This is a genomic window from Winogradskya consettensis, assembly GCF_018332715.1.
In the GTDB taxonomy this organism is placed as follows: Bacteria; Actinomycetota; Actinomycetes; order Mycobacteriales; family Micromonosporaceae; genus Actinoplanes; species Actinoplanes consettensis.
In genome coordinates, this window is record NZ_BOQP01000016.1 from 101,621 (window position 1) to 124,780 (window position 23,160).

Annotated in this window: 23 protein-coding genes and 2 pseudogenes; 6 read left to right on the forward strand and 19 right to left on the reverse strand. The window is 70.4% G+C overall.

Translation table 11 applies throughout. From position 1 onward, the window contains the following. Window positions 1-28 precede the first annotated feature (28 nt). Genes Aco04nite_RS16230 through Aco04nite_RS16255 form a run of 6 tightly spaced genes read right to left on the reverse strand, consistent with a single transcriptional unit; the run spans window position 29 to window position 5,525 of the window. A complete protein-coding gene (locus Aco04nite_RS16230) occupies window positions 29-772 on the reverse strand; it encodes an ABC transporter ATP-binding protein (RefSeq protein ID WP_212998045.1) in 744 nt (247 codons plus the stop codon). Beyond that, window positions 769-1,560 (reverse strand): ATP-binding cassette domain-containing protein, encoded by a 792-nt coding sequence (locus Aco04nite_RS16235; protein WP_212998046.1) that lies wholly within the window; start codon window positions 1,558-1,560, stop codon window positions 769-771. Before Aco04nite_RS16235 ends, Aco04nite_RS16230 begins: the two co-directional genes overlap by 4 nt. Further along, window positions 1,547-2,350, reverse strand: coding sequence for an ABC transporter permease (locus Aco04nite_RS16240; protein WP_212998047.1), 804 nt, complete (start codon window positions 2,348-2,350; stop codon window positions 1,547-1,549). The genes Aco04nite_RS16235 and Aco04nite_RS16240 overlap by 14 nt, the downstream gene beginning before the upstream one ends. After that, window positions 2,347-3,303, reverse strand: a complete 957-nt coding sequence (locus Aco04nite_RS16245) for an ABC transporter permease (protein ID WP_212998048.1) — start codon at window positions 3,301-3,303, stop codon at window positions 2,347-2,349. Before Aco04nite_RS16245 ends, Aco04nite_RS16240 begins: the two co-directional genes overlap by 4 nt. 13 nt (window positions 3,304-3,316) lie before the next feature. Further along, window positions 3,317-4,813: an ABC transporter substrate-binding protein gene (locus Aco04nite_RS16250; protein WP_212998219.1), complete on the reverse strand. Its 1,497-nt coding sequence runs from the start codon at window positions 4,811-4,813 to the stop codon at window positions 3,317-3,319. A gap of 34 nt (window positions 4,814-4,847) precedes the next feature. Next, on the reverse strand, window positions 4,848-5,525 hold the full coding sequence (locus Aco04nite_RS16255) for a DUF1684 domain-containing protein (protein WP_212998049.1): 678 nt from the start codon (window positions 5,523-5,525) through the stop codon (window positions 4,848-4,850). Between the two features lie 412 nt (window positions 5,526-5,937). Here Aco04nite_RS16255 and Aco04nite_RS16260 point away from each other — a divergent pair, with 412 nt between their 5' ends. After that, window positions 5,938-6,420, forward strand: a complete 483-nt coding sequence (locus tag Aco04nite_RS16260; RefSeq protein WP_212998050.1) for an NADPH-dependent FMN reductase — start codon at window positions 5,938-5,940, stop codon at window positions 6,418-6,420. A gap of 39 nt (window positions 6,421-6,459) precedes the next feature. Here Aco04nite_RS16260 and Aco04nite_RS50015 read toward each other — a convergent pair. From Aco04nite_RS50015 to Aco04nite_RS16285, 5 genes and pseudogenes are all read right to left on the reverse strand, one after another. Then, a pseudogene (locus tag Aco04nite_RS50015) lies at window positions 6,460-6,663 on the reverse strand (RidA family protein); the annotation flags it as partial. Next, window positions 6,656-8,014, reverse strand: coding sequence for an APC family permease (locus Aco04nite_RS16270; protein WP_212998051.1), 1,359 nt, complete (start codon window positions 8,012-8,014; stop codon window positions 6,656-6,658). The pseudogene Aco04nite_RS50015 and the gene Aco04nite_RS16270, both read right to left, overlap by 8 nt. Before the next feature lie 61 nt (window positions 8,015-8,075). Next, window positions 8,076-8,996, reverse strand: coding sequence for a methionyl-tRNA formyltransferase (locus Aco04nite_RS16275; protein WP_212998052.1), 921 nt, complete (start codon window positions 8,994-8,996; stop codon window positions 8,076-8,078). Then, complete coding sequence (locus Aco04nite_RS16280; protein WP_212998053.1) at window positions 8,993-10,204, reverse strand: argininosuccinate synthase; 1,212 nt, start codon at window positions 10,202-10,204, stop codon at window positions 8,993-8,995. The genes Aco04nite_RS16275 and Aco04nite_RS16280 overlap by 4 nt, the downstream gene beginning before the upstream one ends. Next, the gene (locus Aco04nite_RS16285) at window positions 10,197-10,952 is read right to left on the reverse strand and encodes a HalD/BesD family halogenase (RefSeq protein WP_212998054.1); all 756 of its coding nucleotides are present in this window, start codon (window positions 10,950-10,952) and stop codon (window positions 10,197-10,199) included. Before Aco04nite_RS16285 ends, Aco04nite_RS16280 begins: the two co-directional genes overlap by 8 nt. Window positions 10,953-11,272: 320 nt before the next feature. On the opposite strand from Aco04nite_RS16285, the gene Aco04nite_RS16290 reads away from it, so the two are divergent. Continuing rightward, window positions 11,273-11,479 carry a hypothetical protein gene (locus Aco04nite_RS16290; RefSeq protein WP_212998055.1) on the forward strand — a complete coding sequence of 69 codons (207 nt, stop codon included), beginning with the start codon at window positions 11,273-11,275 and terminating at the stop codon, window positions 11,477-11,479. On the opposite strand, the gene Aco04nite_RS16295 is transcribed toward Aco04nite_RS16290, so the two are convergent. From Aco04nite_RS16295 to Aco04nite_RS16310, 4 genes are read right to left on the reverse strand one after another with little or no spacing between them, the layout of a single operon-like run. Then, a complete protein-coding gene (locus tag Aco04nite_RS16295; protein ID WP_212998056.1) occupies window positions 11,476-12,405 on the reverse strand; it encodes an ABC transporter substrate-binding protein in 930 nt (309 codons plus the stop codon). The genes Aco04nite_RS16290 and Aco04nite_RS16295 overlap by 4 nt on opposite strands. Continuing rightward, the gene (locus tag Aco04nite_RS16300) at window positions 12,402-13,085 is read right to left on the reverse strand and encodes an ABC transporter permease (protein WP_244876040.1); all 684 of its coding nucleotides are present in this window, start codon (window positions 13,083-13,085) and stop codon (window positions 12,402-12,404) included. Before Aco04nite_RS16300 ends, Aco04nite_RS16295 begins: the two co-directional genes overlap by 4 nt. Then, complete coding sequence (locus Aco04nite_RS16305; protein ID WP_212998057.1) at window positions 13,070-13,705, reverse strand: ABC transporter permease; 636 nt, start codon at window positions 13,703-13,705, stop codon at window positions 13,070-13,072. The genes Aco04nite_RS16300 and Aco04nite_RS16305 overlap by 16 nt, the downstream gene beginning before the upstream one ends. Further along, the gene (locus tag Aco04nite_RS16310; RefSeq protein ID WP_212998058.1) at window positions 13,702-14,694 is read right to left on the reverse strand and encodes an ABC transporter ATP-binding protein; all 993 of its coding nucleotides are present in this window, start codon (window positions 14,692-14,694) and stop codon (window positions 13,702-13,704) included. The genes Aco04nite_RS16305 and Aco04nite_RS16310 overlap by 4 nt, the downstream gene beginning before the upstream one ends. Before the next feature lie 57 nt (window positions 14,695-14,751). Here Aco04nite_RS16310 and Aco04nite_RS16315 point away from each other — a divergent pair, with 57 nt between their 5' ends. Beyond that, a complete protein-coding gene (locus tag Aco04nite_RS16315; protein WP_244876041.1) occupies window positions 14,752-16,191 on the forward strand; it encodes an aromatic amino acid ammonia-lyase in 1,440 nt (479 codons plus the stop codon). Between the two features lie 63 nt (window positions 16,192-16,254). Here the strand turns inward: Aco04nite_RS16315 and Aco04nite_RS16320 are convergent, their stop codons facing one another. Beyond that, entirely contained in the window at window positions 16,255-16,824 is a 570-nt protein-coding gene (locus Aco04nite_RS16320) for a TetR/AcrR family transcriptional regulator (protein WP_212998060.1), read from the reverse strand. Between the two features lie 74 nt (window positions 16,825-16,898). Here Aco04nite_RS16320 and Aco04nite_RS16325 point away from each other — a divergent pair, with 74 nt between their 5' ends. Continuing rightward, window positions 16,899-17,801: an NADP-dependent oxidoreductase gene (locus Aco04nite_RS16325; protein ID WP_212998061.1), complete on the forward strand. Its 903-nt coding sequence runs from the start codon at window positions 16,899-16,901 to the stop codon at window positions 17,799-17,801. Between the two features lie 29 nt (window positions 17,802-17,830). Beyond that, window positions 17,831-18,442 (forward strand): annotated as a pseudogene (locus Aco04nite_RS16330) (SDR family NAD(P)-dependent oxidoreductase). 162 nt (window positions 18,443-18,604) lie between these two features. Here Aco04nite_RS16330 and Aco04nite_RS16340 read toward each other — a convergent pair. Genes Aco04nite_RS16340 through Aco04nite_RS16350 form a run of 3 tightly spaced genes read right to left on the reverse strand, consistent with a single transcriptional unit; the run spans window position 18,605 to window position 22,183 of the window. Continuing rightward, a complete protein-coding gene (locus Aco04nite_RS16340) occupies window positions 18,605-19,669 on the reverse strand; it encodes a saccharopine dehydrogenase NADP-binding domain-containing protein (protein WP_212998064.1) in 1,065 nt (354 codons plus the stop codon). Window positions 19,670-19,721: 52 nt separating this feature from the next. Beyond that, window positions 19,722-21,173, reverse strand: a complete 1,452-nt coding sequence (locus Aco04nite_RS16345; RefSeq protein ID WP_244876042.1) for an aromatic amino acid lyase — start codon at window positions 21,171-21,173, stop codon at window positions 19,722-19,724. Window positions 21,174-21,178: 5 nt separating this feature from the next. After that, window positions 21,179-22,183: an ornithine cyclodeaminase family protein gene (locus Aco04nite_RS16350; protein WP_212998066.1), complete on the reverse strand. Its 1,005-nt coding sequence runs from the start codon at window positions 22,181-22,183 to the stop codon at window positions 21,179-21,181. A gap of 246 nt (window positions 22,184-22,429) precedes the next feature. Between Aco04nite_RS16350 and Aco04nite_RS16355 the strand changes: the two genes are divergently transcribed. Continuing rightward, window positions 22,430-23,095 (forward strand): TIGR03618 family F420-dependent PPOX class oxidoreductase, encoded by a 666-nt coding sequence (locus Aco04nite_RS16355; RefSeq protein ID WP_212998067.1) that lies wholly within the window; start codon window positions 22,430-22,432, stop codon window positions 23,093-23,095. Window positions 23,096-23,160: the final 65 nt, after the last annotated feature.

The window sequence follows — 23,160 nt, forward strand, 5'->3', positions numbered from 1 at the left end:
GACGATCGATGCCGATAACGGACGCTTATCAGAGGCGGGGGACGCTCTGCAGCAGGCGACGGGTGTACGGGTGGGAGGGCGAGCCCAGGATGGTGCTGGTAGGGCCCTGTTCGACGATGCGGCCGTGTTCGAGGACGGCGGTGTGGGAGCAGAGTTCGGCGACGACGCCGAGGTCGTGCGAGACCAGCAGGATCGTGAGGGCACGGTCGGCGCAGAGGGAGGCCAGGAGGTCGACGATGCGGACGCGGGTGGTCAGGTCGAGGGCGCTGACCGGTTCGTCGGCGAGCAGGACCCCGGGGTTGCAGACGATGGCGCGGGCGATCGCGATGCGTTGTCGTTGGCCGCCGGAGAATTCGTGAGGGTAGCGGGTGGTGGCGTCGGCGGGGAGGCCGACCGCGTCCAGTGCTGCCGCCACCCGGGCGGGGTCGGTGCCGAGGCCGAGACCCCGCAACGGCTCCGCGACGATGCGGCCGACGCGGTGGCGGGGATCCAGCGAGGAGTAAGGATCCTGGAACACCGCCTGGACCGCCCGGCGGTAGTCGCGCAGATTCCGGCGGGTGAGCGGGCTCCCCGCGTACTGAATGGTGCCGGTGGTGGGGGTGGTGAGTCCGAGCAGGAGCCGGAGCAGGGTGGTCTTGCCGGCGCCGGACTCACCGACCAGGGCGACATTGTCGCCGGCGTGCACGGCGAGGGACACGTCGGTGAGGGCCGGGGAGCCACCGCGGTAGGAGTACCCGACGTGGTCGGCTGAAAGGAGAGCAGGGGAGGTCATGAGAGGTGCCTTCCCAGGGCGGCGTCGAAGCGGCGGGCGCTGTCGACGAGGGTGCGGGTGTACGGATGCGCGGGCCGGGCGAGCAGGTCGGCGATCGGTGCCGACTCGACGATGCGGCCCTCGCGCAGCACATGGGTGTGGCGGGCGACGCGGGCAGCCACCGGCAGGTCGTGCGTGATGAACAGCAGCGCGGTGCCGTGCGTGTCGACGAGCCGGTCGAGCAGGTCGAGGATCTCGGCCTGCACGGTGACGTCGAGCGCGGTGGTCGGCTCGTCGGCGACGAGCAGCTGCGGGCGGCAGGCGAGCGCCATCGCGATCGCGACCCGTTGACGCTGCCCGCCGGAGAGCTCGTGCGGGTAGGAGCGCGCGATCCGGTCGGTGTCGGTGAGCCTTACCTCGTCGAGTGCCGCGTGCACGGCGTCACGCAACGCGGTGCCACGCAGGCCCCGGAACCGGCGGATGGGCTCGGCGATCTGGCGGCCCGCGGGCATCAGGGGGTCCAGCGCGGTGAGCGGCTCCTGGAAGACGGTGGCGACGACCTTGCCGCGTACGCGGGTCCGCAGCTTTTCCGTCGCCCGGACCATGTAGGCATCGCCGAGCCGGATCTCGCCGGTGGCGGTCAGCCCCGGCGGGAGCAGTCCGATGACGGCGAGCGCGGTCAGGGACTTGCCGGAGCCGGACTCGCCGATCAGTCCGACGCGGTCGCCGGGTGCCACGCTGAACGACACGTCCTCGACCAGTGCCCGCCCTGCCTGGTCGCGGATGGTGAGACTGTCAACGGTCAGCATCGGAGACCCCCAGGCGCAGGCCGTCGGCGGTGAGGTTCATGCCGATGACGAGGGTGACGAGGGCGAGGCCGGGGGCGATGGCGGCGACGGGGGAGGTCAGTACGGTGGCCTGGGCCTCGAACAGCATCCGTCCCCAGGACGCGTTGGGCGGTGGCGTGCCGAGCCCCAGGTAGGACAGGCTCGCCTCGGCCAGCACCGCGAGCCCGGCCTGCAACGCCAGGTTGACCAGCAGCACGGGTGCGATGTTGGGCAGCACGTGGCTGAGCACGATGCGCGGCCAGGAGACCCCGGCGACCCGCGCGGCGGTGATGAAGTCGCGGCCGAGGACCTGTTTGACCAGGACCCGGACGAGCCGGGCGACGATCGCGGCCATGGCCAGCCCGATCGCGAGGATCGCGGTGCCGAGCGACGCGCCCGAGCCGGCGACGATCAGCATCGCCAGCAGCAGCGTGGGGAACGCGATCAGGATGTCGAGCACCACCGCGGCCGCGTCGTCGAGCCAGCGGGTCGCGAACCCGGCGAGCAGGCCCGCGCTCAGCCCGAGCACGCCGCCGACGGCGACCGCGCCCAGTGCCGTACCGAGGGCGATCCGGCCGCCGATCAGCAGCTGGGTGAGCAGGTCACGGCCCAGTTTGTCGGTGCCGAGCAGGTGGTCACCGCCCGGCGGCGCCAGCCGGCCGCCGGAGGTGTCGTCCGGAGCGAAAGGCAGCCACAGGTACGACACGAGCACCGCCCCGGCGACGATGAGCACCAGGACGAGCCCGATGTAGAGGTGCAGTCGTTTACTCATGACGCGCCCCGCTGCCGCAGCCGGGGGTCCACGAGCCGCTGCGCAAGGTCGCCGAGGAAGCCGACGACGAGCACGGTGGCCGTGCTGACCAGCATGACGCCCTGCACCACCGGGTAGTCGTGCTGGCTGATCCCGCGCACGAGCAGGCTGCCGAGGCCGGGCAGGGCGAAGACGCTCTCCACCACGACGGCGCCGAGGAACGTGGTGGCGAGTTCCATGGCCAGGACCGCGATCACGGGTACGGCGGCATTGCGCAACCCGTGCCGCCAGAACGCCTGCGCGGGGGAGGAGCCGAGCGCCCGTGCCGTACGCAGATAGTCGGCGCCGAGGACACCCAGGGTGGCGCTCCGCACGTACCTGATCAGGGAGGCGGACATGACCAGCGCGACCGTCACGACCGGCAGGACCAGCGACTCGATCGCCGTGCCCGGGTCGCCCCAGCCGTCCGGCGGGAAGCCGCCCGCCGGGAGGATCCGCAGGCGCAGCGCGAACGCCGTGATGAGCAGCAGCCCCACCCAGAACGCGGGGACCGCGATGCCGAGCTGGGCGACCGCGTTGAGCACCGGGCCGTACCAGCGGCCGGCGCGGGCCGCGGCGAGCACACCGACCGGCACCGCGATCAGCACCGCCAGCACGAACGCGGCCAGGGTCAGTGGCACGGTGACCGGGAGCCGGGCGGTGATCTCCGGGCCGACGGGCAGCGTACTGATCAAAGATTTGCCCAGGTCCAGCGTGACCACGTCGTGCAGCCAGGTCAGGAACTGCGCCGGGAGCGACGCGTCCGTGCCCAGCTCCCGCCGGGCGGCCTCGATCTGCTCCGGGGTCGCGCCCACCGGGAGCAGAGCGTTGGCCGGGTCGCCCGGCAGGAGCCGCAACAGCACGAACAGTGCCACCGCGGCGAGGACGAGCGACCCGATCAGGATCGCCGTCCGTCGCAGCAGGTAGGAGAGCATCAGATCAGGACCATCAGTTCTTGACGATGTCGTACGCGAAGAACTGAGCGTTGAGCCCGTTCAGCGGATAGCCGGACAACTTCGAGGAGGCGACCACGATCTGCGGGTAGAGGTAGAGCCAGTCGCTCGCCGCGTCCTGCGCGATCTGCTTGTTGGCCTGCTTGAGCAACGCCGTCTGCTCGTCGGTCGTCCTGGCTTCCTCGGCCTGCTTGATCCACGCGGTGACCTGCGGATTGCTGTAACCCCAGTAGAAATCGGGATCGCCGTACCAGACCACGTCACGATCGTTGACGTGCTCCTGCATCGTCGCCTGGAAGTCGCGCTTCTGGTAGACCTTCGTGTACCACTCGTCGGCGGTGATCGTGTTGATGTTCACCGTGACGCCGACCTTGGCCAGCTCCGACTTGATGAACGTCGCCGCGGTCGGGTGCGGGTCGTAGCTCGGGGTGTCCAGCGTGAACGAGAAGCCGTTCGGCAGCCCCGCCTCGGCGAGCTTCTGCTTGGCCACCGCCGGGTCGTACGCGTTGACCGAGGTCAGGTCCTCGTACCACGGGTCGGTCGGCGGGACCATCGAGCCGATCGGGGTGCCGTAGTCGCCCCAGATCGAGGTCAGCAGCTTCTTGTCGTCGATCGCCGCGCTGATCGCCTGGCGCACGGCCGGCTTGTCGAACGGCGCGACCTTGTCGTTGAACGCGAGCAGCAGCTTGGTGGTGCCCTTGCCGTTGTTCACCTTGTACGCGGTGTTGCTCGTGAACTGCGCGAGCGCGTCCGGGCTCTGCTCGCTGGTGACCACATCGACGGCGTTGGTCAGCAGCGCGTTGTTCAGCGCCGTGGCGTCGGTGAAGTAGTGGAAGACGACGCCGGCGTTCTTCGCGGGCGTACCCCAGTAGCCGTCGAACTTGGTCAGGCTCAGCGTGGAGCCGCGCTTCCACTCGCCGAGCTTGTAGGGCCCGGTGCCGTCCGCGGTCGTGGTGAGGTCCTTTGCCGCCGCGTTGACGATCCAGATGTAGCTCAGGTTGTAGACGAACGAGATGGACCGCGCCGACAGCTGCACGACCACGGTCGCGTCGTCCGGCGTGGTGATCGTCTTGATCACCGCGAGGTTGCTCTTGCGGGCCGACTTGGAATTCTCCGCGGTCACCCGCTCGATGCTCGCCTTGACGTCCGCCGAGGTCAGCGCCTTGCCGGAGTGGAACTTGACGCCGTCGCGCAGGGTGAACGTGTAGGTCAGGCCGTCGTCGCTGACCTTCTGCTCCTTGGCCAGCAGCGGCTCGACCGTGCCGGTGTCGGTGAGCTTGAACAGCCCCTCGTAGACGTTGCCGTTCAGCGCCTCGGTCACGCCCTGGCCACCGCCGGCGGTGTTGTCGAGGTTCTGCGGCTCGTAGACCGAACCGACCTGGATGACCGCCGCCGCGCTGTCCTTGACCGTCGCGTCGTCGTCACCCCCGCCGCACGCGGCGAGCGCCCCGGCCAGGCCGAGAGCGGTGACCGCTGCGAGCGTACGCAACATTGTGTTCACGGGTTATGTCTTCTTTCAAGGGGTTTCAGTGGTTGAACAGTGCGAGCTTCTCGCCGGCCTCGACCGGGACCGCGAGGCGGTTCTGCGGCGGCGGCATCGGGCAGTTGTAGTGCTCCGAGAAGCCGCACGGCGGGACGAACGCCCGGTTGAAATCGAGGATCGCCCGATCCGTGCCGGCGATGCGCTCGACGAACAGGAACCGGCCGGAACCGTACGTGTCCCTGCCGTTGGTCGGGTCGCCGAACACCAGCAGCAGCGGCCCGTCGTCGTCGAACGCGTTCAGCGTGTAGTTCCGGCCCGCCAGCGTGAGGTGCAGGTCGCCGGGAACCGGAAGATCACGGGTGAAACCGGCATCCTGCGCATGCTGGAACGGCACTTTCCGAACATCCGGGACCTCGGTGTAACGGGCCTCGAGGACCCAGGCCGGGTCGTACGCGTACGTGTCGATGCCCTGGAAGGCACGGATCGCGGCCGAGTCGGCGTCCCACAGCCGGACCCCGCGCTCCTCGGCCCCGGTGAGCGGATTGTGCCGCTTCAACCGGGTAGCGGTCACGGAGCCCGGCTGCCCGGCGAGCGCCGCCTCCGGATCGTCCGCACCCCAGCGGGTCTCGACCAGCGCCAGATTTCCGGTGGGCGCGGTGACCGCACGCCGCCGCTCCGCCTGCCACGCCGCGTGCTCGTCCACCGCCAGAACCTGTGTCATGGCCCAAACCCTATAGATTCCATAGGTTTGCTGCTATCCAAGGTTGCCCTGGTCACAGCCGCTGCCGTCGAGGGTGCGCACCATTCGATTCGCATCGCTCGATCGGTTTCCCCGGGCGCAGCCACCGCCGGACCGACGAACGGCTGCGCGCTGTCGTTCGGGGCCGCCGCCGGGCGCAGCAGTCGGCCGGGGCTGAATGTTGCGCTGGATACCGGGATGCGCGAACTTTCTGCGGTGTTGCTCCTGCTCCTCCTGCGAACGGATCAAAGTCTCAGGACTCCGGCTGGAGGCGTACACGCTCACCGGCGGGGATGATCCTCTGTAGCTTTGAGTGAGGATGAACTGACGGATGGTCAATCGGCGCATGTGGCCGCATGATGGGGAAGGAGATGGCGACCGGAAGGACATGCTGATGACGGACGTCGTAGTGATCTGCGGGCATCCGCGTCCGGGGTCAAGGACGTTGCAGCTCGCCCGGGCCGTCGGGGAACGGCTGGCCGGGCCCGGGAAGCGCTGCACCGTGGCCCTGGTCGACATCGCGGAGCTCGGGCCCGCGCTGCTCGTCCCGGGAGACGACCGGACGGGCCACGCGCTGGCGGACGTGCAGGAGGCGACGCTGCTCATCGTGGCGACGCCGACCTGTCAGGGTTCGTATTCCGGGGCACTCAAGGCGTTCCTGGACCAGTTGCCCGCCAACGCGCTGGCGGGGGTCGTCGCCGTGCCCGTCGTGACCGCCACGTTCCAGTCGCAGGCCGACGCCACCGAGGCGTTCCTGGCGCGGTTGCTGCGTGAGCTGGGGGCGGACGTCGTCGACTTCGGGCTGACCGCGATCGAGACCGAGATGGCCGACCTCCCCGGCGTCGCCGATCAGTACGCCGCCGCGTTCAGCGCCTGACGTACGGGCGGAACCGGGGTTCCAGGCACTGAACGTCGTCACCTTGACCAGGTCGCGAGGTTCCATGCCACTCGATTCCAGCGTGGTGAACAGGTTGCGCCACACCAGCTCGCACTGTTCCTCGAACGTCTCCGGGACCGAGCCGTCGGGGCGTTGCGGTATCTGGCCGCTGATGTAGAGGGTGCGGCGGGTGGCGCTCACCTCGACCGACTGGGAGTAGCCGGGGCTCGGCAGCTCAGTCACGGCTGCTCACCTCCTCGGCGCTCGGTTCCTCCGCGCTCGGTTCCTCCGCGCTCGGTTCCTCGGCCGTGGGGGTGGTGGTCCTGCGCCGCATGGTGATGAGCAGGAACGCGATCAGGAAGAACGCCACGGCGTAGAGCAGGCTGTCGCGGAAGAACGGGATGATGACGACCGTGACCACGATGATCGTCATGTTCAGGGCGCGGATCCCACGGCCGACCAGCAGTTTGCGGGCGGCGAGAAACGTGACCAGGAAGATGAGCAGGAACGCCGCCGACGACGCGGTGATGATCAGGGTCTCGTCGCGCCCGGTGAGCGCGAGGATGCCCAGGAAGACGCCGTAACCGGGGATCAGGAACAGCAGCGCGCCGTATGGCACCCCGTTGCGCCGCGACACCCTCGTCAGCGCCGACGGGAGCAGTCCGTCGCGGGCGGTCGCGTAGATGACCCGGGACGTGCCGAGGACCCAGGCGTTCGTCGCGAGGATGAGCAGCACCACGGCGACGATGTTGCCGACGATCGCGATGCTCTGCCCGGAGGCGATCTTCAGCAGCGTGGTGAACGCGGTGATCTGCTCGCCGCTCGCGACGTCGGCGGGCACGACCAGGATGACCGTGACGGCCATCAGGAAGTAGAGCGCGCCGACCAGGAACACGGCCAGGAAGATGGCCCGGGGGAACGTCCGCGGCGGGTCCACGACCTCCTCGGCGACCGGCGCGGCGTTCTCCCAGCCGATGAAGCCGAAGAAGCAGATGATCAGCGCGGAGCCGAGCGCACCCCAGCCGTGCGGGGCGAACGGGGTCAGGTTGGCGGGCTCGGCGTGCGGCAACGACACCGCGATGACCACGACGAGGAACGCGACGAGCACCGTGAGCAGGGTCGCCTGCAGTCTCGTGCTGACCTTGATGCCGAGCAGGTTGAACAGGATCGACGCGAGCACGACCAGGAAGCCGTACCCGATGACGGTCAGGTTGCTCGGGTCCGGGTCCCAGATCGTGAAGAGGTACCGGATCGCGGCGAGGCCGAGCACCGGGTTCGCCACCAGCAGCGTCAGGACCAGGAAGACCGACGAGATCTGCGCGGGCCTGCGCCCGAACGCGCGCTCGATGAATTCCGGGATGCCCCGGCTCGTCGGGTACAGCATGGACAGCCGCGCGAAGATCAGCGCGAACGGGTACGAGTAGACGATCAGTAACAGCCAGGCCAGCAGCGAGAGCGGGCCGGCCGCCTCCGCCGCGTGCCCGGGGATGATCAGTACGCCGACACCGATCACCGAGCTGACGTAGTGCACGATCAGCCCGGGGGCCCGCAACGAGCGGGTCAACGAGGTGGTGGAGGTGACGGGTGTGGCCATCGCGAAGCGGTCTCCTGCCGATTACCTGTGCCTGAAAGAGCTCTCGAGGTCGTACGCCGCGCTACAGCAGGTATCCGCCCATCCGTTTGAAGTAGTCGGCGGCCGGTAGCTCGCCCGATCCGGCGGGCTGGACGGTCAGCAGCACGAGGCCCCGTGAGCCCGGTGCGCCCACGGGTCCGCAGCCGACCGTCACGCCGTCACCCGTACGCCGGATCAGCCGGCCGGGTGTGCCGCAGATGGCCGACTCCGGTAGCCGGGCCGCCTTTACCCGGACCTCGTCACCGTCGTAGGTGGTCCAGGCGTTGACGTACGGGTCCGACTGCGCCCGGACCAGCGCGTACGCCGCCAGGCTCGGCAGCGTCCAGTCGATCCGCACGTCGCCGGTGCCGATCCGGTGGTAGAAGGTCCGCGCCGACGGGTCCTGCGGCGTCCCGGTGGACCCTGCGGACCGTGCCTCGATCGCCGCGGTCAGCGTCGGCACGTAGGCCGCGGTGACCCGTTCGTACAGGTCGCCGGCCAGCTCGTCGGGGCCGATCGCCACGACCGTGCGCGCCATCACGGGGCCGGAGTCGAAGTCCGGTTCCATGACGTGCACCGTCACGCCGGTCTCCGCCTCGCCGTTGCGGATCGCCCAGTTGATCGCGCCGAACCCGGAATACTTCGGTAGCAGCGCGTCGTGGACGTTCAGCGCGCCGAGCGGGGCCAGCGACAGCAGGTCCGCCGGCAGCCGGGTGCGCCAGTTGGTGGACACGACCAGGTCGGGGGCTGCCGCCCTGATCCGGTCCGCGAGGTCCGGCTCGGCGCCGAACGCTGACAGGACGACCGGCAGGCCGTGCCGCTCCGCGAGGTCCTGCACGTCGGGCTCGCCGAGACCGCTGAAGTCGGCGGGGTGGGTGATGACCAGGGCCACGGTGTGCGCGGCGAGCAGCCCGTCGAGGGCCACCGCGCCGAGCACGCCGTACCCGAAGAAGACGATCCTCATGAAGCGCCGGTCGTGGCTCGCAGGCGCAGACCGGTCATCCGGATGTAGCCCTCGGGGTGGTGCTGGTCGAACAGCGCCGGCTGCTCGAACGTCACCATGCCGCGGTTGTAGCGGGACCGCTCGGCGGACCGGCTGCGCACGGTGACGTTGCCCTTGTAGAGCGAGACCTCGACCTCGCCGGTCACGTCGGTCTGGCTGTGATCGATGGCGGCCTGCAGCATGTGCCGCTCCGGGGCGAACCAGAGGCCGCGGTAGACCAGGTTGGCGTACCGGGGCATCAGCTCGCGCTTGAGCAGGGCGACCTCGCCGTCGAGGACCATCGCCTCCACCGCCCGGTGCGCGGTGAGCAGCACCGTCGCGGCCGGTGACTCGTAGACGCCGCGGGTCTTGATGCCGAGGATCCTGTTCTCGACCATGTCGATGCGCCCGACGCCGTGCCGGCTCGCGATCTCGTTGAGCTGCGCGAACAGCTCGGCGGGCGAGCGCTGTTCGCCGTCGAGGGACACCGGGTCACCGCCGCGGAAACCGATCCGCACGGACTCCGGCTGGTCGGCCGCGTCGAGCAGGTCGCGGGTCCGGGAGAACACCCCGTCGGGCGCGGCCACCGCCGGATCCTCCAGCAGCTCTCCCTCGTACGTCGTGTTCACGAGGTTGGCGTCCACCGAGTACGGTCGCTCCGCGGCACCGGTCCGGTCGATGGGGATGCCGTGCTCCGCGGCGAACGCCAGCAACTCGGTGCGGGCGTGCAGATCCCACTCGCGCCACGGCGTCACGATGGTGATGTCCGGGTTCAGCGCCTGATAGGCGAGCTCGAAACGCACCTGGTCGTTGCCCTTGCCGGTCGCGCCGTGCGCGACGGCGTCAGCCCCGGTCCGGCGGGCGATCTCGATCTGCCGGGCGGCGATCAACGGCCGCCCGATCGCCGAGCCGAGCAGGTAACCGTCCTCGTAGACCGCGTTCGCGCGCAGCACCGGGAACACGTAGTCGCGGGCGAACTCCTCGCGCAGGTCCTCGACGTACACCTCGCTCGCCCCGATCGTGAACGCCTTGTCGCGCGCCCGGTCCAGCTCCTCGCCCTGTCCCAGGTCCGCGATGTACGCGACGACCTCGCAGGAATACCGCTCCTTCAGCCACGCCAGGATGACGGAGGTGTCCAGCCCGCCGGAGTACGCCAGAACGACCTTCTTGATCTCATGCGGCTCAGACATGGAACAGCTCCTCCATCGTCTCGTGGTCGATCTCTTTGGAAAGATCGCGCTCGGCGGCGAAGGCCATGTTGACAATGGTGCGGCGGCCACCGGTCTCCACCGGGTGAACGCGATGCAAAGTGGTGTCGGTGCGCAGGAGATACATATCTCCGGGGCGCAGCGAATAGGAGACGATCGGATTGTCGACGAGGTTCTGGAAAACGCGGGGATTGGATTTGTCCCAGACGGTGTTGGGCACCGTCTGCACAAATCCGCCGAGCTCGACGTCGGGCACCTCGGCGACGTAGATGACGCCGAAACTGTAGTCGTCCCAATGCCATCCGTGGGTGTCGCCGGGCCGTTCCAGATGCGTGATCACGTAGTGTTCCGGCGCGTACGGGCAGGTGAGGACGTCCTCACCGGCCACGGCCGAGAGCGCGCCGCGCAGCGCGGGGGAGTCGTAGAGCTCGCGGACCGGGCCGTTGTGCTGGTGGATGTCCGCCGCGGAGACGTTGCGCATCTTGCGGGGACTGTTGCCGGTCTGGGCGAATCGCATGTCACGGCGGATCGACTGCGCGTCGATCAGCGCGGCCATCTCCTCGTCGAGGCGTTCCTTGACGTCCTGCGGGAGCACATAGGACACCAGGGCGAAGCCGGTCTCGTAGAGCGACTTGCGGGCCATCCAATGCTGTTCGCCGTCGACCCGGTCGGCCAGATGCCGTTCGATCCGGGCATCGATGGATCTGGTCTCGCGATCTTCTCGGAGCACGGTTCCCCCATTCATCGCAGCGCACGTTGGTGCCGATAATGGCGCAGACGCGCAGCAGCACAGCGATGGGTGAGATCGGTATGCGGACGCCCGCGATTGATCATGATCAAGATCGGGAGCAAGAAGAGGTGATGGGTCCGCACACCCCGTGCCTTCCACCGGAAAGATATAGCACCCGGCAGAAAGCGTCAAACGTTTGAAGATCGATCCCGGCGAGATAGATTTCGCTTTTCTGGAAATTATCTCGAAATCACGGCCGAATGTTGCGAATTCGTCAATGCGTTGCCCGTGGTTCACCGGGGAACGAACGCGCCCGGCCCGTGCTGACCGGCATCGACCTCAGCGTCGCCGCCGCCGAGGTGATCGCGGTGCTCGGCCCGTCCGCGTGCGGCAAGTCCACGCTGCCGCGGATGGCCGGTGGCCCGCAGCCGACCGGCGAGCCCGGCGCCACCCTGCTCGGATTCGCCGGGTGGCGCCTGCTCGCCGCTGGGGCGCATCTGATGAATCAGATGCGCCCTGAAAACTAGACCAGGCCGTTGTCGGTCAGGAACGCCTTGGCGACCGCCGCGGTGTCCTGCTTGTCGACCTGCACCTTGGCCAGGTACGTCGTGAGGTTCTCGGTGGTCAGCTTGGCCGAGACCGCGTTCAGCGCCCCGCTGACGGTGGGGTTGTTCGCCTCGGAGCGGATCAGCGGCAGGACGTTCTCCGCGGTGTAGAGGTTCTTCGGGTCCGCCAGCACGACGAGCTTGTTGGTCGTGATCGCGGAGTCCGTGGAGAACACGTTGCCGACGTCGATGTCGCCGCCGGTCAGCGCCTTGACAGTGAGCGGGCCACCGGCGTCGAGCGGCTTGAACTCCTTGAACTTCACGCCGTACAGGCTTTCGAGTCCCTTTAGCCCCTGGTAGCGCTCGGCCCATTCCGGTCCCGCGCCGACGGTGAGCTGACCGGCCACCGGCTTGAGGTCGTCGATGGTCTTGAGGCTGAACCTGGTCGCGGTCTCCTGGGTGACGCTGAGGGTGTCCTTGTCCTCGGCGGCGGACTGCTCCAGGACCTCGGTGCCGGCGGGCAGCACCTTCTTCAGCGCGGCGAGCACGTCGGTCGGCGAGCTGACGCCCTCGGGCGCGCCACCGGTGGCCAGCGCGGCGAGCAGGGCGCCGTTGTACTCGGGGAGCAGGTCGATCGACTTGTCCTGCAGCGCCTTGAGGTAGAGCTCGCGGGCGCCGATGTTGAACGTCCGCTTGACCTTCACCTGCTTGGCCTCGAGAGCCTGGGCGTAGATCTCGGCGAGCAGCTCGCTCTCGGCGAAGTTGGCCGAGCCGATGGTGATGCTTCCCGGCGCCGACGACGCGGAACCGGCGTCGTCCTTCAGCGGGTCGTCACCGGCGCCGCAGCCGGTGAGGGCGATCGTCGTCAGCGCGGCGATCGCCGCACCGATCAGGCGTATGCGTGTCATGAAGGACCTTTCGGAGAGGGATTCAGGCCGGGGGATACGACCCAGCGCTGCACCAGTGCGAGCAGCAGATCGAGCCCGACAGCCAGCACCGCGACGACGATGGCGCCGGCCAGCACTCGGGAATAGTCGTTGACGGCCAGGCCGTCGATGAGGAGCCGGCCGAGACCGCTGAGGCCCACCGCCGCGGCGACGGTCGCCGTCGCGACGACCTGGAGCGCGGCGCTGCGGAACCCGCTCATCAGCACGGGCAGGGCCATGGGCAGCTCGACGCGGGTGAGGACCTGCCAGGGGCGCATGCCCATGCCACGGGCGGCGTCGACGACCCGCTGGTCCAGGCTGCGCATCCCCGCGTACGCGGAGGTCAGGACCGGCGGGATGACCAGCACGCTCAGGGCGATGAGTACGGGTGTGAGCCCGAGCCCCAGCAGCGTGACCATCAGCATCAGCAGGCCCAGCGTGGGCAGGGACCGGCCCGCGTTGCCCGCGTTGATCGCCAGGAACGAGCCGCGCCCGGTGTGCCCGATGTAGAGCCCCGCGGGCAGCGCGATGACCGTGCCGATGAGCAGCGCCAGCGCGACGTATCCCAGGTGGGACAGGATCAGCTGGGGGATACCACCGGACAGCGTGGGATCCCAGTGCGCCGCGTCGAACAGGTAGGAGAGGTTCACACGCGACTCCACGGGGTGATCAGGCGCTGCACGAGCACGATGGCCAGGTCGGCGACCGCCGCGAGCGCGATCGAGAGGATGATGCCGACGAGGATGGGCTCGAGGTAGAACAGCTGGAAGCCGCGGGTGAACAGCTGCCCGAGCCCGCCGACGCCGATCAGGGCACCGACGCTGACCAGGCTGATGTTGGCGACGGTCGCCGCGCGCAGCCCCGCCAGGATCACCGGCAGCGCCACCGGGAGCTCGACGTCGACCAGGCGCCGGAACCGGCGGTAGCCCATCGCGGTCGCGGACTGGGTGACCAGCTCGTCGACCGAGCGCAGCCCGTCGGCGACGGTCCGTGCCAGCAGCGCGACCGTGTAGATGCTCAGCGCGACCACGATGTTGAGCGGCGAGAGGATCTTCGTGCCGAGGATCACCGGCAGGAACACGAACAGCGCCAGCGACGGGATCGAGTACAGCACCCCGCAGATGTTGACCAGCGGGTGGTAGACCCGGGGGAACCGGACACCGAGGTAACCGATCGGCAGCGCGACCACGAACCCGATGAGCACCGGCAGCAGGGCCAGCACGATGTGCTGGCGCAATGCGGCCAGGACGACGTCGGTGTTGTTCGACAGATAGGTGATCACGGCTGCTCGCGGCGCCGGGCGGCCAGGTGGTCGACGAGGTCGTGGTGACGCACGACCCCGTCGGCGACGCCCTCGGCGTCCACCCTTACCGCGATGCCGGCCGGGGAGATGATCGCCAGGTCGGTCACCAGCCGCAACGAGTCGGCGCGGGTGAAGCTGCCGTACCCCACGGGACGCCCCGCGTCGTCCAACGCCAGATCGCCGACCTCGGACAGTGGGCGTACGGGCAGGTCGGCGGCCGACTCGAAGGACAGGCTGCGCAGCCCGCGGTCGCGGCCCACGAACTCGGCCACGAAGTCGTCGGCGGGGTTCGCGAGCACCTCCCGCGGCGTGCCGACCTGGGCCAGCCGGCCGCCCTGGCGGAAGATGGCGACCACGTCACCGAGCTTGATCGCCTCGTCGATGTCGTGCGTCACCATCGCGATCGTCTTGCCCAGGTCCTTCTGCAGCCGCAGGAACTCGCGGTGCAGCCCCTCCCGGACCACCGGGTCGACCGCGCTGAACGGCTCGTCCATCACCATGATCGGCGGGTCGGCGGCCAGCGCGCGGGCCACGCCGACGCGCTGCTGCTGCCCGCCGGAGAGCTGAGCGGGGTAGCGCTTGGCGAACTCGGCGGACAGGCCGACCCGTTCCAGCAGGCCCAGCGCGTCGGTCCGGGCCTGCTTACGGGTACACCCGAGCAGCATCGGCACCGTCGCGACGTTGTCCAGCACCGTGCGGTGCGGGAAGAGCCCGGCGTGCTGGATGACGTAGCCGATGCCCCGGCGCAGCAGGGCCTCGTCCTGCTCCGCCACGTCGCGTCCGTCGATCAGTACCCGGCCCGACGTGGGCCGTACCATCCGGTTGATCATCCGGAGCGAGGTGGTCTTGCCGCAGCCGGACGGCCCGACGAGCACGGTGGTCTTGCCGGTGGGCAGCTCGAGCGAGAGATGATCTACCGCGGTGCTGCCGCCTGGATAGACCTTCACCACGTCTTCGAATGTGATCATGGAACCTCCTGAAGATCTTTATTCATACTTCCGGTGTAGTGAATGGGGTGTCAACAGGTGACCAGCGAAGACACGGTGGTCCGCCTCGACGGGCAGACTTTGACGACGGACGGCCTGCTCGCCGTCGCCTCCGGTGCGGCGGCCATCGAGGTCGACCCGGTGGCGCTGGGCCGCATCGGCGACCGGCACGCCGCGCTGGACGACGCCCGGGCCCGCGGCGCGGTCTACGGCGCCAACACCGGCGTCGGCGCCAACCGGCACGAGAGTACCGGCGACGATCTTGACCACGGCCTGCGGCTCCTGCGCAGCCACTGCGCGGCGACCGGCCCGGTCGAGGACGACGTGACGGCCCGCGCGGCGATGACCGTCCGGCTCAACCAGATCCTCGCGGGCGGATCGGGCATCTCCCGCCGGGTCACCGACGCGCTCGCCGAGGCGGTGCGCTCGGGTGCCGTACCCACCCTGCACTCCTGGGGTGCCATCGGCACGGCCGACCTGGCCGCCCTCGCCGAACTGGGCCTCACCCTCGCCGGCGAACGCCCCTGGCGCTACGGGCCCGGCCCGGTCACCACGATCGACGCCACCGACGCCCTCCCGATGATCAGCTCCAGCGCGCTGACCGTCGCGACGGCAGTGCTCGCCCTCGACCGCGTCCACACCCAGCTGCGCGCCTCCACGGTCATCGCCGCGCTGACATTCCTTGCTCTACAGGGCAACCCGGGAGCGTACGAGGCCGTCGTCCACCAGGCCCGCGCGCATCCCGGTCAGGTCGAGGTCGCGGGGATGCTCCGCCGGCTGGTGGCGGGCTCAGGTGCTCCCGCTCGTATCCAGGACCCGTTCGGGCTGCGGGTCCTGCCCCAGGTCACCGCACCCGCCGTCCACGCCGTCGACGCGCTGCACGACGTGCTGACGGCCGAGCTCAACGCGGCCGTGGAGAACCCGCTCGTGACCGCGGACGGCGTCCACCACCACGGTCAGTTCCACACCGCGACGCTGGCGTCCAGCCTGGACGCCGTACGCGGAACGTTCCTGCCCGTCCTGTCCCTGTCCTCGGCCCGCCTCGGCCTGCTGATGCGGCCCGACCTCACCGGTCTGCGCGCGTTCCTGGCGGCCGGCCCGGCGGGCAGCTCCGGCCTGATGATCAGCGAATACGTGGTCCAGGACCTGCTCACCGAGATCCGCGTCGGCATGCAGCCCGTCGCGGCCGGCACGCTGACCATTTCCCTCGGCCTGGAGGAACACGCCAGCTTCGCCACCCAGGGCGCCCGCTCCCTGCGCAGAATGTCCCACTACGCACCGACCCTGCTCGCCGCGGAACTGGTCGCCGCCGTCCGCGCCCTCCGCATGGCCCCGGGTCGTCTCACCGACGGCCCCGTCCGGCAGGCCTTCGAGATCGCCGCGGCCGCCCTGGAGCCCAGCTTCGAAGACCGCCCGCTGGGCACCGACCTCGAACGCGCAGCCGCCGTGCTCCCGGAGCTGGCACTCGTCGCGGCATAGGTCCGCCGCGGCTCGGGTCGGCGTGCGCCGTGGCCCGGGTCGGCGTGCGCCGCGGTGAGGGGCTCAGCAGAGGGCGCTGGCTGCCTGGACCTCGGTGAGGGCCTGGCGGGCGAGTTCGCCGAAGCCTGCGGTGCTGGTGGGGTCGTGCCAGCGTTCGTAGGCGATTTTCCAGGCGAGTGCGGCCAGTTCCGCGGCCACGGAGGCGGTGAGGGCGGGGACGCCGCGGCCGGTGAGGGCCTTGATCATGGCGGCGGTGATGCCCAGGCCCTTGAGGGCTTCTCGCTCTCGGAGCTCGGGGGTGGCGGCGATGACCGTCCAGCGTTTGGCGCTGAATTCGCGGCGGGTGGGGGTGAAGGTCTGGGCGCCGAGGGTCTCGAGGGCGTGGGCTACCGCTTCGAGGGGGGTGGCTTCGGGGGGTGCCGCGGTGATGGCTGCGGCGGTCAGGGTAGCGACCGTGTCGCCGCCGAAGAGGACTTCGCGTTTGTCGGGGAAGTGGCGGAAGAACGTGCTCTTCGTGAGGCCGGCGCGCTGGGCGATGTCGATCACGGTGGTGTTCTCGTAGCCGCGCTCCGCGAAGAGATCGAGGGCGGCGGAGGCGAGGCGTTCCGGTGCGTCGGGGTCCCAGCGAGCCATGGTCAGCAGTGTACGGCACTTGGTCCCATCACTCGTGTACGGTTACGGGACCAAGTCCCGTCGCGGAGGTTGTCATGAGCCGAGCTGTCATGTACGAGTCGTTCGGAGGGCCCGAGGTCCTCGAGCTGCGGGAGGTTCCGGAGCCGCACGCCGGTCCGGGGGAGATCCGCGTCCGCGTGACCGTGACCGGGCTGAACCCGATGGACTGGGGCATCGCCGCCCGCCCCGAGGTGGCCGCGCGGTTCGGCACGACCCTGCCGGCCCGGTTCGGGTCCGACTTCGCGGGTGTCGTCGACGAGGTCGGTGACGGGGTCACGGGATTCGCCGTGGGTGACCGGGTCTTCGGTGGCGCGCTCGGGCGGGCCGCTGCCGACTTCGTGGTGGTCGCTCCGCCGCTCTTCCGTACGCCGGCGGGGGTCAGCGACGACGTGGCCAGCACCATTCCGGTGGCCGGCCTGACCGCCGTGGCAGCACTCGACGCGATCGGCGTGGGAGCCGGCGACACCGTCCTGATCGGAGGCGCCGCGGGCGGGGTGGGTGTCTTCGCCGTGCAGCTCGCGACGCTTGCCGGTGCGCAGGTGATCGGCACGGGTTCGGCGGGGACGTTCGAGTTCCTGCGGGAGCTCGGTGCCGTACCCGTTGCCTATGGTCCTGGACTGGCCGATCGGGTGCGGGCGCTGGCTCCCGGCGGCGTGACCGCGGCGACCGACCTGTTCGGTGTGGAGACCGCCGAGACCGCGCTCGCGCTCGGCGTGCCGGCCGAGCGGATCTCCACGGTCGCCGGGCAGGTCGCCGGCGTGCGCTCCACCGGTGCCTTCGACGCCGCACCGGATGCCGTGGGGCGGATCACCGACGCGATCGTGGGCGGCGGGCTCACCGTGCCGATTGCCGCGACGTTCCCGATCGAGAAGCTCCGCGACGCCGTCGCCCTGCAGGCCGGCCGGCACGTCCACGGCAAGATCGCGATCACACTGTGAGCGGGACGTTCGATTACCGTGCGCAGACCGTGCTGGTCACCGGCGCGAGCTCGGGGATCGGTGCCGCGTTCGCCTCCGCCCTGGCGGCGCGGGGTGCGGATCTGGTGCTCGTCGCGCGCCGGGCCGAGCGGCTGGAGTCGATGGCTCAGGAATTGCGGGGCGCTCACGGCGTACGTGTGGAGTGTGTCCCTTGCGACCTTTCGCACCCTGCTGCCGCAAGCGAGTTGCAGAAGGCCGTCGCCGACCGTGGTGTGCGGGTGACGAGCCTGATCAACAATGCGGCGATCGGCAGCTTCGCCCTCTTCGCCGACTCGGACCCCGCGGGTCTGGCCGCCGAGATCGCCGTCGACGTGGCAGCGCCGGTGCAGGTGACTGCCGCGTTCATGCCGCAGCTGATGAGTGCGGGCACCGGGTTCATCATCAACGTCGCCAGCGTCTCGGCGTACTAACCGACGCCCCGGATGGTCGTCTACAGCGCCGCGAAGGCGTTCGTGGTGAGCTTCAGCGAGTCACTCTGGACGGAGCTGCGGGGCACCGGCCTGACCGCGTTCGCCGTGTCACCCGGCGGCACCACTACCGAGTTCACCGCCGGGATGGGACCCGATGCCGGCGTGCTGACCGCCGGCAGGATGCAGCTCTAGTGTCCTGATCGGCTTGCAGCGGGTGGCGAGGGCGGCAGGATCTGGCCGCGGGCACGAAGTTGCGCCGAATCCGGCTCTGCCGCAACCTTCTGCGGCTTTCTCCCTCACGGCGTGACTGCGACACCCCGGTCGCCGCAGCTATCGTGACACGTAGCTACCGGCTCAGGGCATCAGATACTCGCCACCGCACGACTCGGCGAGGGTGGTGCCGAAAAGGGCGGCCGGGGTGTACGCACCCGGCCGGCCCTCGCCGTTCAGCAGCCGGAGGGTGACCTCGGCGGGCACGGCGCCGGTGTACTCCTGAGCCTCACCCACCCGCAGCCACCCCTCCCGGGTCTCGCCGTCCGCCCAGGTCGCGACCGCGTGCCCCCAGGAGTGCTCGCGGGGCTTGTCCTTCGCCTTCACCTGCACCCCGGCGAGGCGGCGCTGGGCGAACGACCGGGCCGGCGCCCATTTCAGCATGAGCATCGCGGCCGGCATCACCGCGCGGACGAGCGCCCCGGACGGGACTTCGCTGGAGGCCGAGAGCACGTTGCGGGCGCCGCTCGCCCGCTGTGCCGCGAGCACCTCGCCGAGCGGCATGACCGCCGTGGTCACCTCGGAGCCGTCCGGCAGGGTGAGGCGCAGGGGGTCACCGCCGATCCGGGCCGGCGCGAGGCGGCCGTCGGTGATCTGACCACCCGCGAGCTCATTCGGGTCGCCGAGGATCGTGCCGGCCAGGGCCTCGCCGATGGTGCCCGCCTCCATTGCCAGGGAGGGCACCATGTCGACCCGGATCCGCAGCGGCGCGGGACGGCCCTCGCACAGTTTCACGACGACGCTCTCGGTGGCGGTCACGCCGAATCCGGCGCCGGTGACGAGGGTGCACCCGGCGGCTGTCGCCGCGGCGTCGCGGTCGAGCGTGGCGCCCACCGCGGTGATGTCGTTGGCGAGGTCGAGGTAGTGGCTGCCGGCGGCCAGGCAGGCGTCGATGAGCGGCCCGGCCGTCGTGGTGAACGGCCCGACCGTGTTGATGACCACCGCGGGGTGCTGCCGCCGGATCTGTGTGGCGGTGGCGTCGACCGAGGCGGCGACCAGTGTCCCGCTGCCGGTCGCCCGCGCGGCGGTGGTCAGGCGGTCCGCGTCCCTGCCCACCAGCACGGGGGTGAGCCCGCGTCGGCCCAGCTCGGCCGCGATGGCACGACCGCTGCGGCCGGTGCCGCCGAGAACCCAGATCTCTGCACCCATGGCGCTGTCTCCCCTGTTGCGAGCGCGCCCGATGACACGCTATGCCGTCACTCTACGCAGTGATGACATGGAGTGTCAACGAGCCCTCTGCGAGGAGGCCGATGATCCGGTCGAGGTCGCGTCCGAACGGCCGGTCGCCGGTGCCGGGAGGCAGGGCCGCGGCGACCTCACCGAAGGGTGCCTCCCGGGCATCGAGAAGGAATGCCTGGTGTACGCCGAGCAGCTCGCACGCCAGCACGTCCCGCAGCCCGGTCACCGCCTCTCCCAGACACTCGGCCGCCTCGAACCCGAAGCTCTGCACGTCCTCCTGCCCCAGCGACGTCTCCATCGCGCCACCCAGCGCGGGCAGCGTGAAACGCCGCAGCCGGTGCGTGACGCCCACGGCCCGCTTGTGCACGGCGGCCATCCCGGCGTGCAGGCCGGGGGAGTCCGACAGCTGCCGGGGCAACCCGGTGACCGCCGGGTCCAGCATCCGGTGCAGGCGGGCCGTCCCCAGGTCGGCCAGGTGCGCGAGGGCGGTGGTCAGCGCACCCGCCGTCGCGGCCAGGTCGGTGCCCGCGAAGCCGGCGGTGCCGACGAACCGGCCGTCGAGGTGCGCGGGGGAGTCGGTGACCGCGGTCAGAGCGCGCTCGGCGGCGGCCTCGAGCGCCGCGACCGCGCGCAGGGCCACGGCCAGGGCGGGCGCGGTGACCCGGAACGACACCGGTGCCTGCAGAGCCCGTGCCGGGCCGGTGCCGCGCAGCTCCAGCAGGGTGGCGAGGACGGTCCCGAGCTCGTCGCTGTCGGCCAGCGCCGGATGCAGCGGATCGGGGCTCGCGCGGACGACGGCGTGCGCCGCTGCCGCCACGGCGATCTGCTGGGTCAGCAGGGTCCGGACGGCGGCGGCGTGCAGCACCGCGAGGCCGGTCAGGCCGGGCACGCCCTCCAGGAACGCGACGCCCTCCTTGGGGCCGAACGAGCGGGGGCTCAGGCCGGCGGCTTCGAGGGCGGGGGCGGCGTCGGGCGCGTGACCGGCGGCGTCGAGCACCTGGCCGGTGCCGAGCAGGACGGCGCCGGTGTGGGCGAGGGGAATGATCTCGCCGGCGGCGCCGCTGCCCCGGGCCGGGACCGCCGGGATCACGTCGTGGTCCAGCAGGTCGATCAGGCTCCGGCACAGCTCGGCCGAGACGCCGGCGGCGGGATGCAGGAACGTACGCAGCCGCGCGGCGAGCAACGCCCGGGCCTCGTCCCGCCGCAGCCACGGCGCCGAGCCCACAGCCCGCCCGGCCATCAGGGTGTCCTGGTGCCGAGCCTGGGCGTCGGCGTCCAGGCGTACGCCCGCCATCGCGCCCATTCCGGTGTTGACCCCGTAGACCGGCTGGTCGCCGTCCAGGTCCGCGAGCACGGCCTGGCGGTTCGCGCTGAGTTCAGCGATCAGCGCCGGGCTGAGCTCGACCCGGCACGTGCCGCGGGCGAGCTGCTCGATCACGGCGCGGTCGAGCTCGTCGGCCCTGCTTACGAGCACGGTCCTCATCGGTACCGCAGGAGGGTGCCGGTGTCGGCGGCCTCGGCACGGGTGAGGATCAGGTGCGCCACCGCGACGTCGAGGATGGACAGGCCGCGGTGCCAGTAGAGGATCCGCTCGTCCGGGTGCTCGCGGCCCGGTTTGCGGCCCGTGACGATCTCGCCGATCTGGGCGTGGAGCGTCTTCTCGCTGAGCCGGCCGGTGTCGACGTGCGCGCGCAAGGCTCCGAAACGCCCGGAGCGCGACTCGCTCCAGTCGTCGACGACCACCTTGTCCATGACGTCGAGCAGATCGAGTTCCACAGCGCTGATCGTTCCGTACGGTACGACGAACGCGCCGGGCTTCACCGCAGCCGTACGCAGCAGGGGCTGAGGTTCCTGCAACCGGGACGCCTCGACGAGGATGTCCGCGCCCTCGAACGCCTCCGCGGCGGTGTCCACGGCCCGCACCGGCGTGTCCGTCGCCGCGCGCAGCTGGGCGGCGAAGGCCTCCCGCGATTCGGGGCGGCGGCTGGTCACCCGGATCTCGTCGAGCGGGAACAGGCTGTCGAGCATGGTGACATTGGAGAACGCCGTGCCCCGCGCGCCGACGTGGCCGAGGATCCGCGAGTCGGGGCGGGCTAGGAACTTGGCGCCGACCGCGGTCATCGCGCCCGTGCGGGCCTCGGTGATCCAGGTGGCGTCCATGATCGCGAGCGGGACACCGGTCGTCGGGTCGTAGACCGTGATCAGGGCCAGTTCGCTCGGGAGCCCGTACTGATAGTTGTCGACGAAGTCACCGACGACCTTGACGCCGCTGAGACCGTGCTCGCCGAGGGTGCCGACGTGCCCGCGCAGGACGTTGAAGTGCCCCGCGCCGCCGTTGTCCGGCACGAGGTGGGTCCGGGGCTCGAAGACGGTCAGCCCGCGCCCGTGCGCGTCGACGGCACCCTGCACCGCGTTGATGACCTCGGCCGGCCCGATGCCCAGCGAGTCGATGTCCGGCCCCGAGAGGAAGCGCAATTGGATCATGCACCTCACCCTATCGGCCCTGCTCAGAGCAATTCCTGTCTAGCATGTGGGAAAACTATGTAATGCGGGCCACCGAGGCAACCTGGGGTCTACCGCTGCGACGCCCCCAAACCCGGCGGCCCCCAACCCGGAATCGCCCGGCCCGGAATCGCCCGGCCCGGAATCGCCCGGCCCGGAATCGCCCGGCCCGGCGACGCCCGGCACGGAGGTGGCCTGCCCGAGGCGGTTGTGCGGTTAAGTGATGGGGTGCGGGAGCTACGTGATCGGCCTGAGTTCGCGGTTTTGTCGACCAGCGGGCCGGATGGTGTCGCTCAGCTGTCCGTGATGTGGGTCGGGTGGGACGGCGACGAGCTGGTGATGGCGACCAAGGGCTGCAGGCGCAAGGTTGCCGATGTTCGCAGGGATCCGCGGGTGACCGTGCTCGTCCACGATCGTGACCGGCCGGCCCGCTTCGTCGAGCTCCGTGGTCCCGCCCAGGTCACCGAGGAGGATGCGAGAAGCCTGGTCGACACGCGCGCACAGCGGTACACCCGCAAGGACCACGTGCGCGGGGGTGTTGCAGAGGAAGCGGATCGGGTTGTTCCTCGAGGCACGCCGAGCCGGTTGCCGCGAGGAGGTTCGGGCGGTGGCGATTCTGGGACTGGGCGGGGACCGTCCCGGTGCGTGGCGTGGGTGCCTGCCACGGATCGCCTCGTGGTCGAGGGCGTGGGGTGCGGGGCTGACGTGCTCACGGCGTACCGGAGCGGGCTGATCTGGATTGAGGCTCCTGACGAGGTGCGGCGGGAGCGGGCGATGGCCCGGGACGGTGACACCTACGCGCCGCACTGGGAACGCTGGGTCCGGCACGAGGACGCTTTCTACGCCGCGAACGACGTGCGCGGGCAAGCGGATCTGATCATTCAGAACGGCTGACCATCATGAACGGCCTTCCGCGACGACAACCGCGACCGCGCCACTGCGTCGGGCCGCCACTCGAC

Coding starts and splice junctions, on each gene's coding strand:
- Aco04nite_RS16275 (WP_212998052.1), bottom strand. CDS start 8,996: ATGAGGATCGTCTTCTTCGGGTACGGCGTGCTCGGCGCGGTGGCCCTC.
- Aco04nite_RS16325 (WP_212998061.1), top strand. CDS start 16,899: ATGAGCCGAGCTGTCATGTACGAGTCGTTCGGAGGGCCCGAGGTCCTC.
- Aco04nite_RS16350 (WP_212998066.1), bottom strand. CDS start 22,183: ATGATCCAATTGCGCTTCCTCTCGGGGCCGGACATCGACTCGCTGGGC.
- Aco04nite_RS16255 (WP_212998049.1), bottom strand. CDS start 5,525: ATGACACAGGTTCTGGCGGTGGACGAGCACGCGGCGTGGCAGGCGGAG.
- Aco04nite_RS16340 (WP_212998064.1), bottom strand. CDS start 19,669: ATGGGTGCAGAGATCTGGGTTCTCGGCGGCACCGGCCGCAGCGGTCGT.
- Aco04nite_RS16245 (WP_212998048.1), bottom strand. CDS start 3,303: ATGCTCTCCTACCTGCTGCGACGGACGGCGATCCTGATCGGGTCGCTC.
- Aco04nite_RS16230 (WP_212998045.1), bottom strand. CDS start 772: ATGACCTCCCCTGCTCTCCTTTCAGCCGACCACGTCGGGTACTCCTAC.
- Aco04nite_RS16240 (WP_212998047.1), bottom strand. CDS start 2,350: ATGAGTAAACGACTGCACCTCTACATCGGGCTCGTCCTGGTGCTCATC.
- Aco04nite_RS16270 (WP_212998051.1), bottom strand. CDS start 8,014: ATGGCCACACCCGTCACCTCCACCACCTCGTTGACCCGCTCGTTGCGG.
- Aco04nite_RS16260 (WP_212998050.1), top strand. CDS start 5,938: ATGACGGACGTCGTAGTGATCTGCGGGCATCCGCGTCCGGGGTCAAGG.
- Aco04nite_RS16295 (WP_212998056.1), bottom strand. CDS start 12,405: ATGACACGCATACGCCTGATCGGTGCGGCGATCGCCGCGCTGACGACG.
- Aco04nite_RS16250 (WP_212998219.1), bottom strand. CDS start 4,813: ATGTTGCGTACGCTCGCAGCGGTCACCGCTCTCGGCCTGGCCGGGGCG.
- Aco04nite_RS16280 (WP_212998053.1), bottom strand. CDS start 10,204: ATGTCTGAGCCGCATGAGATCAAGAAGGTCGTTCTGGCGTACTCCGGC.
- Aco04nite_RS16320 (WP_212998060.1), bottom strand. CDS start 16,824: ATGGCTCGCTGGGACCCCGACGCACCGGAACGCCTCGCCTCCGCCGCC.
- Aco04nite_RS16310 (WP_212998058.1), bottom strand. CDS start 14,694: ATGATCACATTCGAAGACGTGGTGAAGGTCTATCCAGGCGGCAGCACC.
- Aco04nite_RS16235 (WP_212998046.1), bottom strand. CDS start 1,560: ATGCTGACCGTTGACAGTCTCACCATCCGCGACCAGGCAGGGCGGGCA.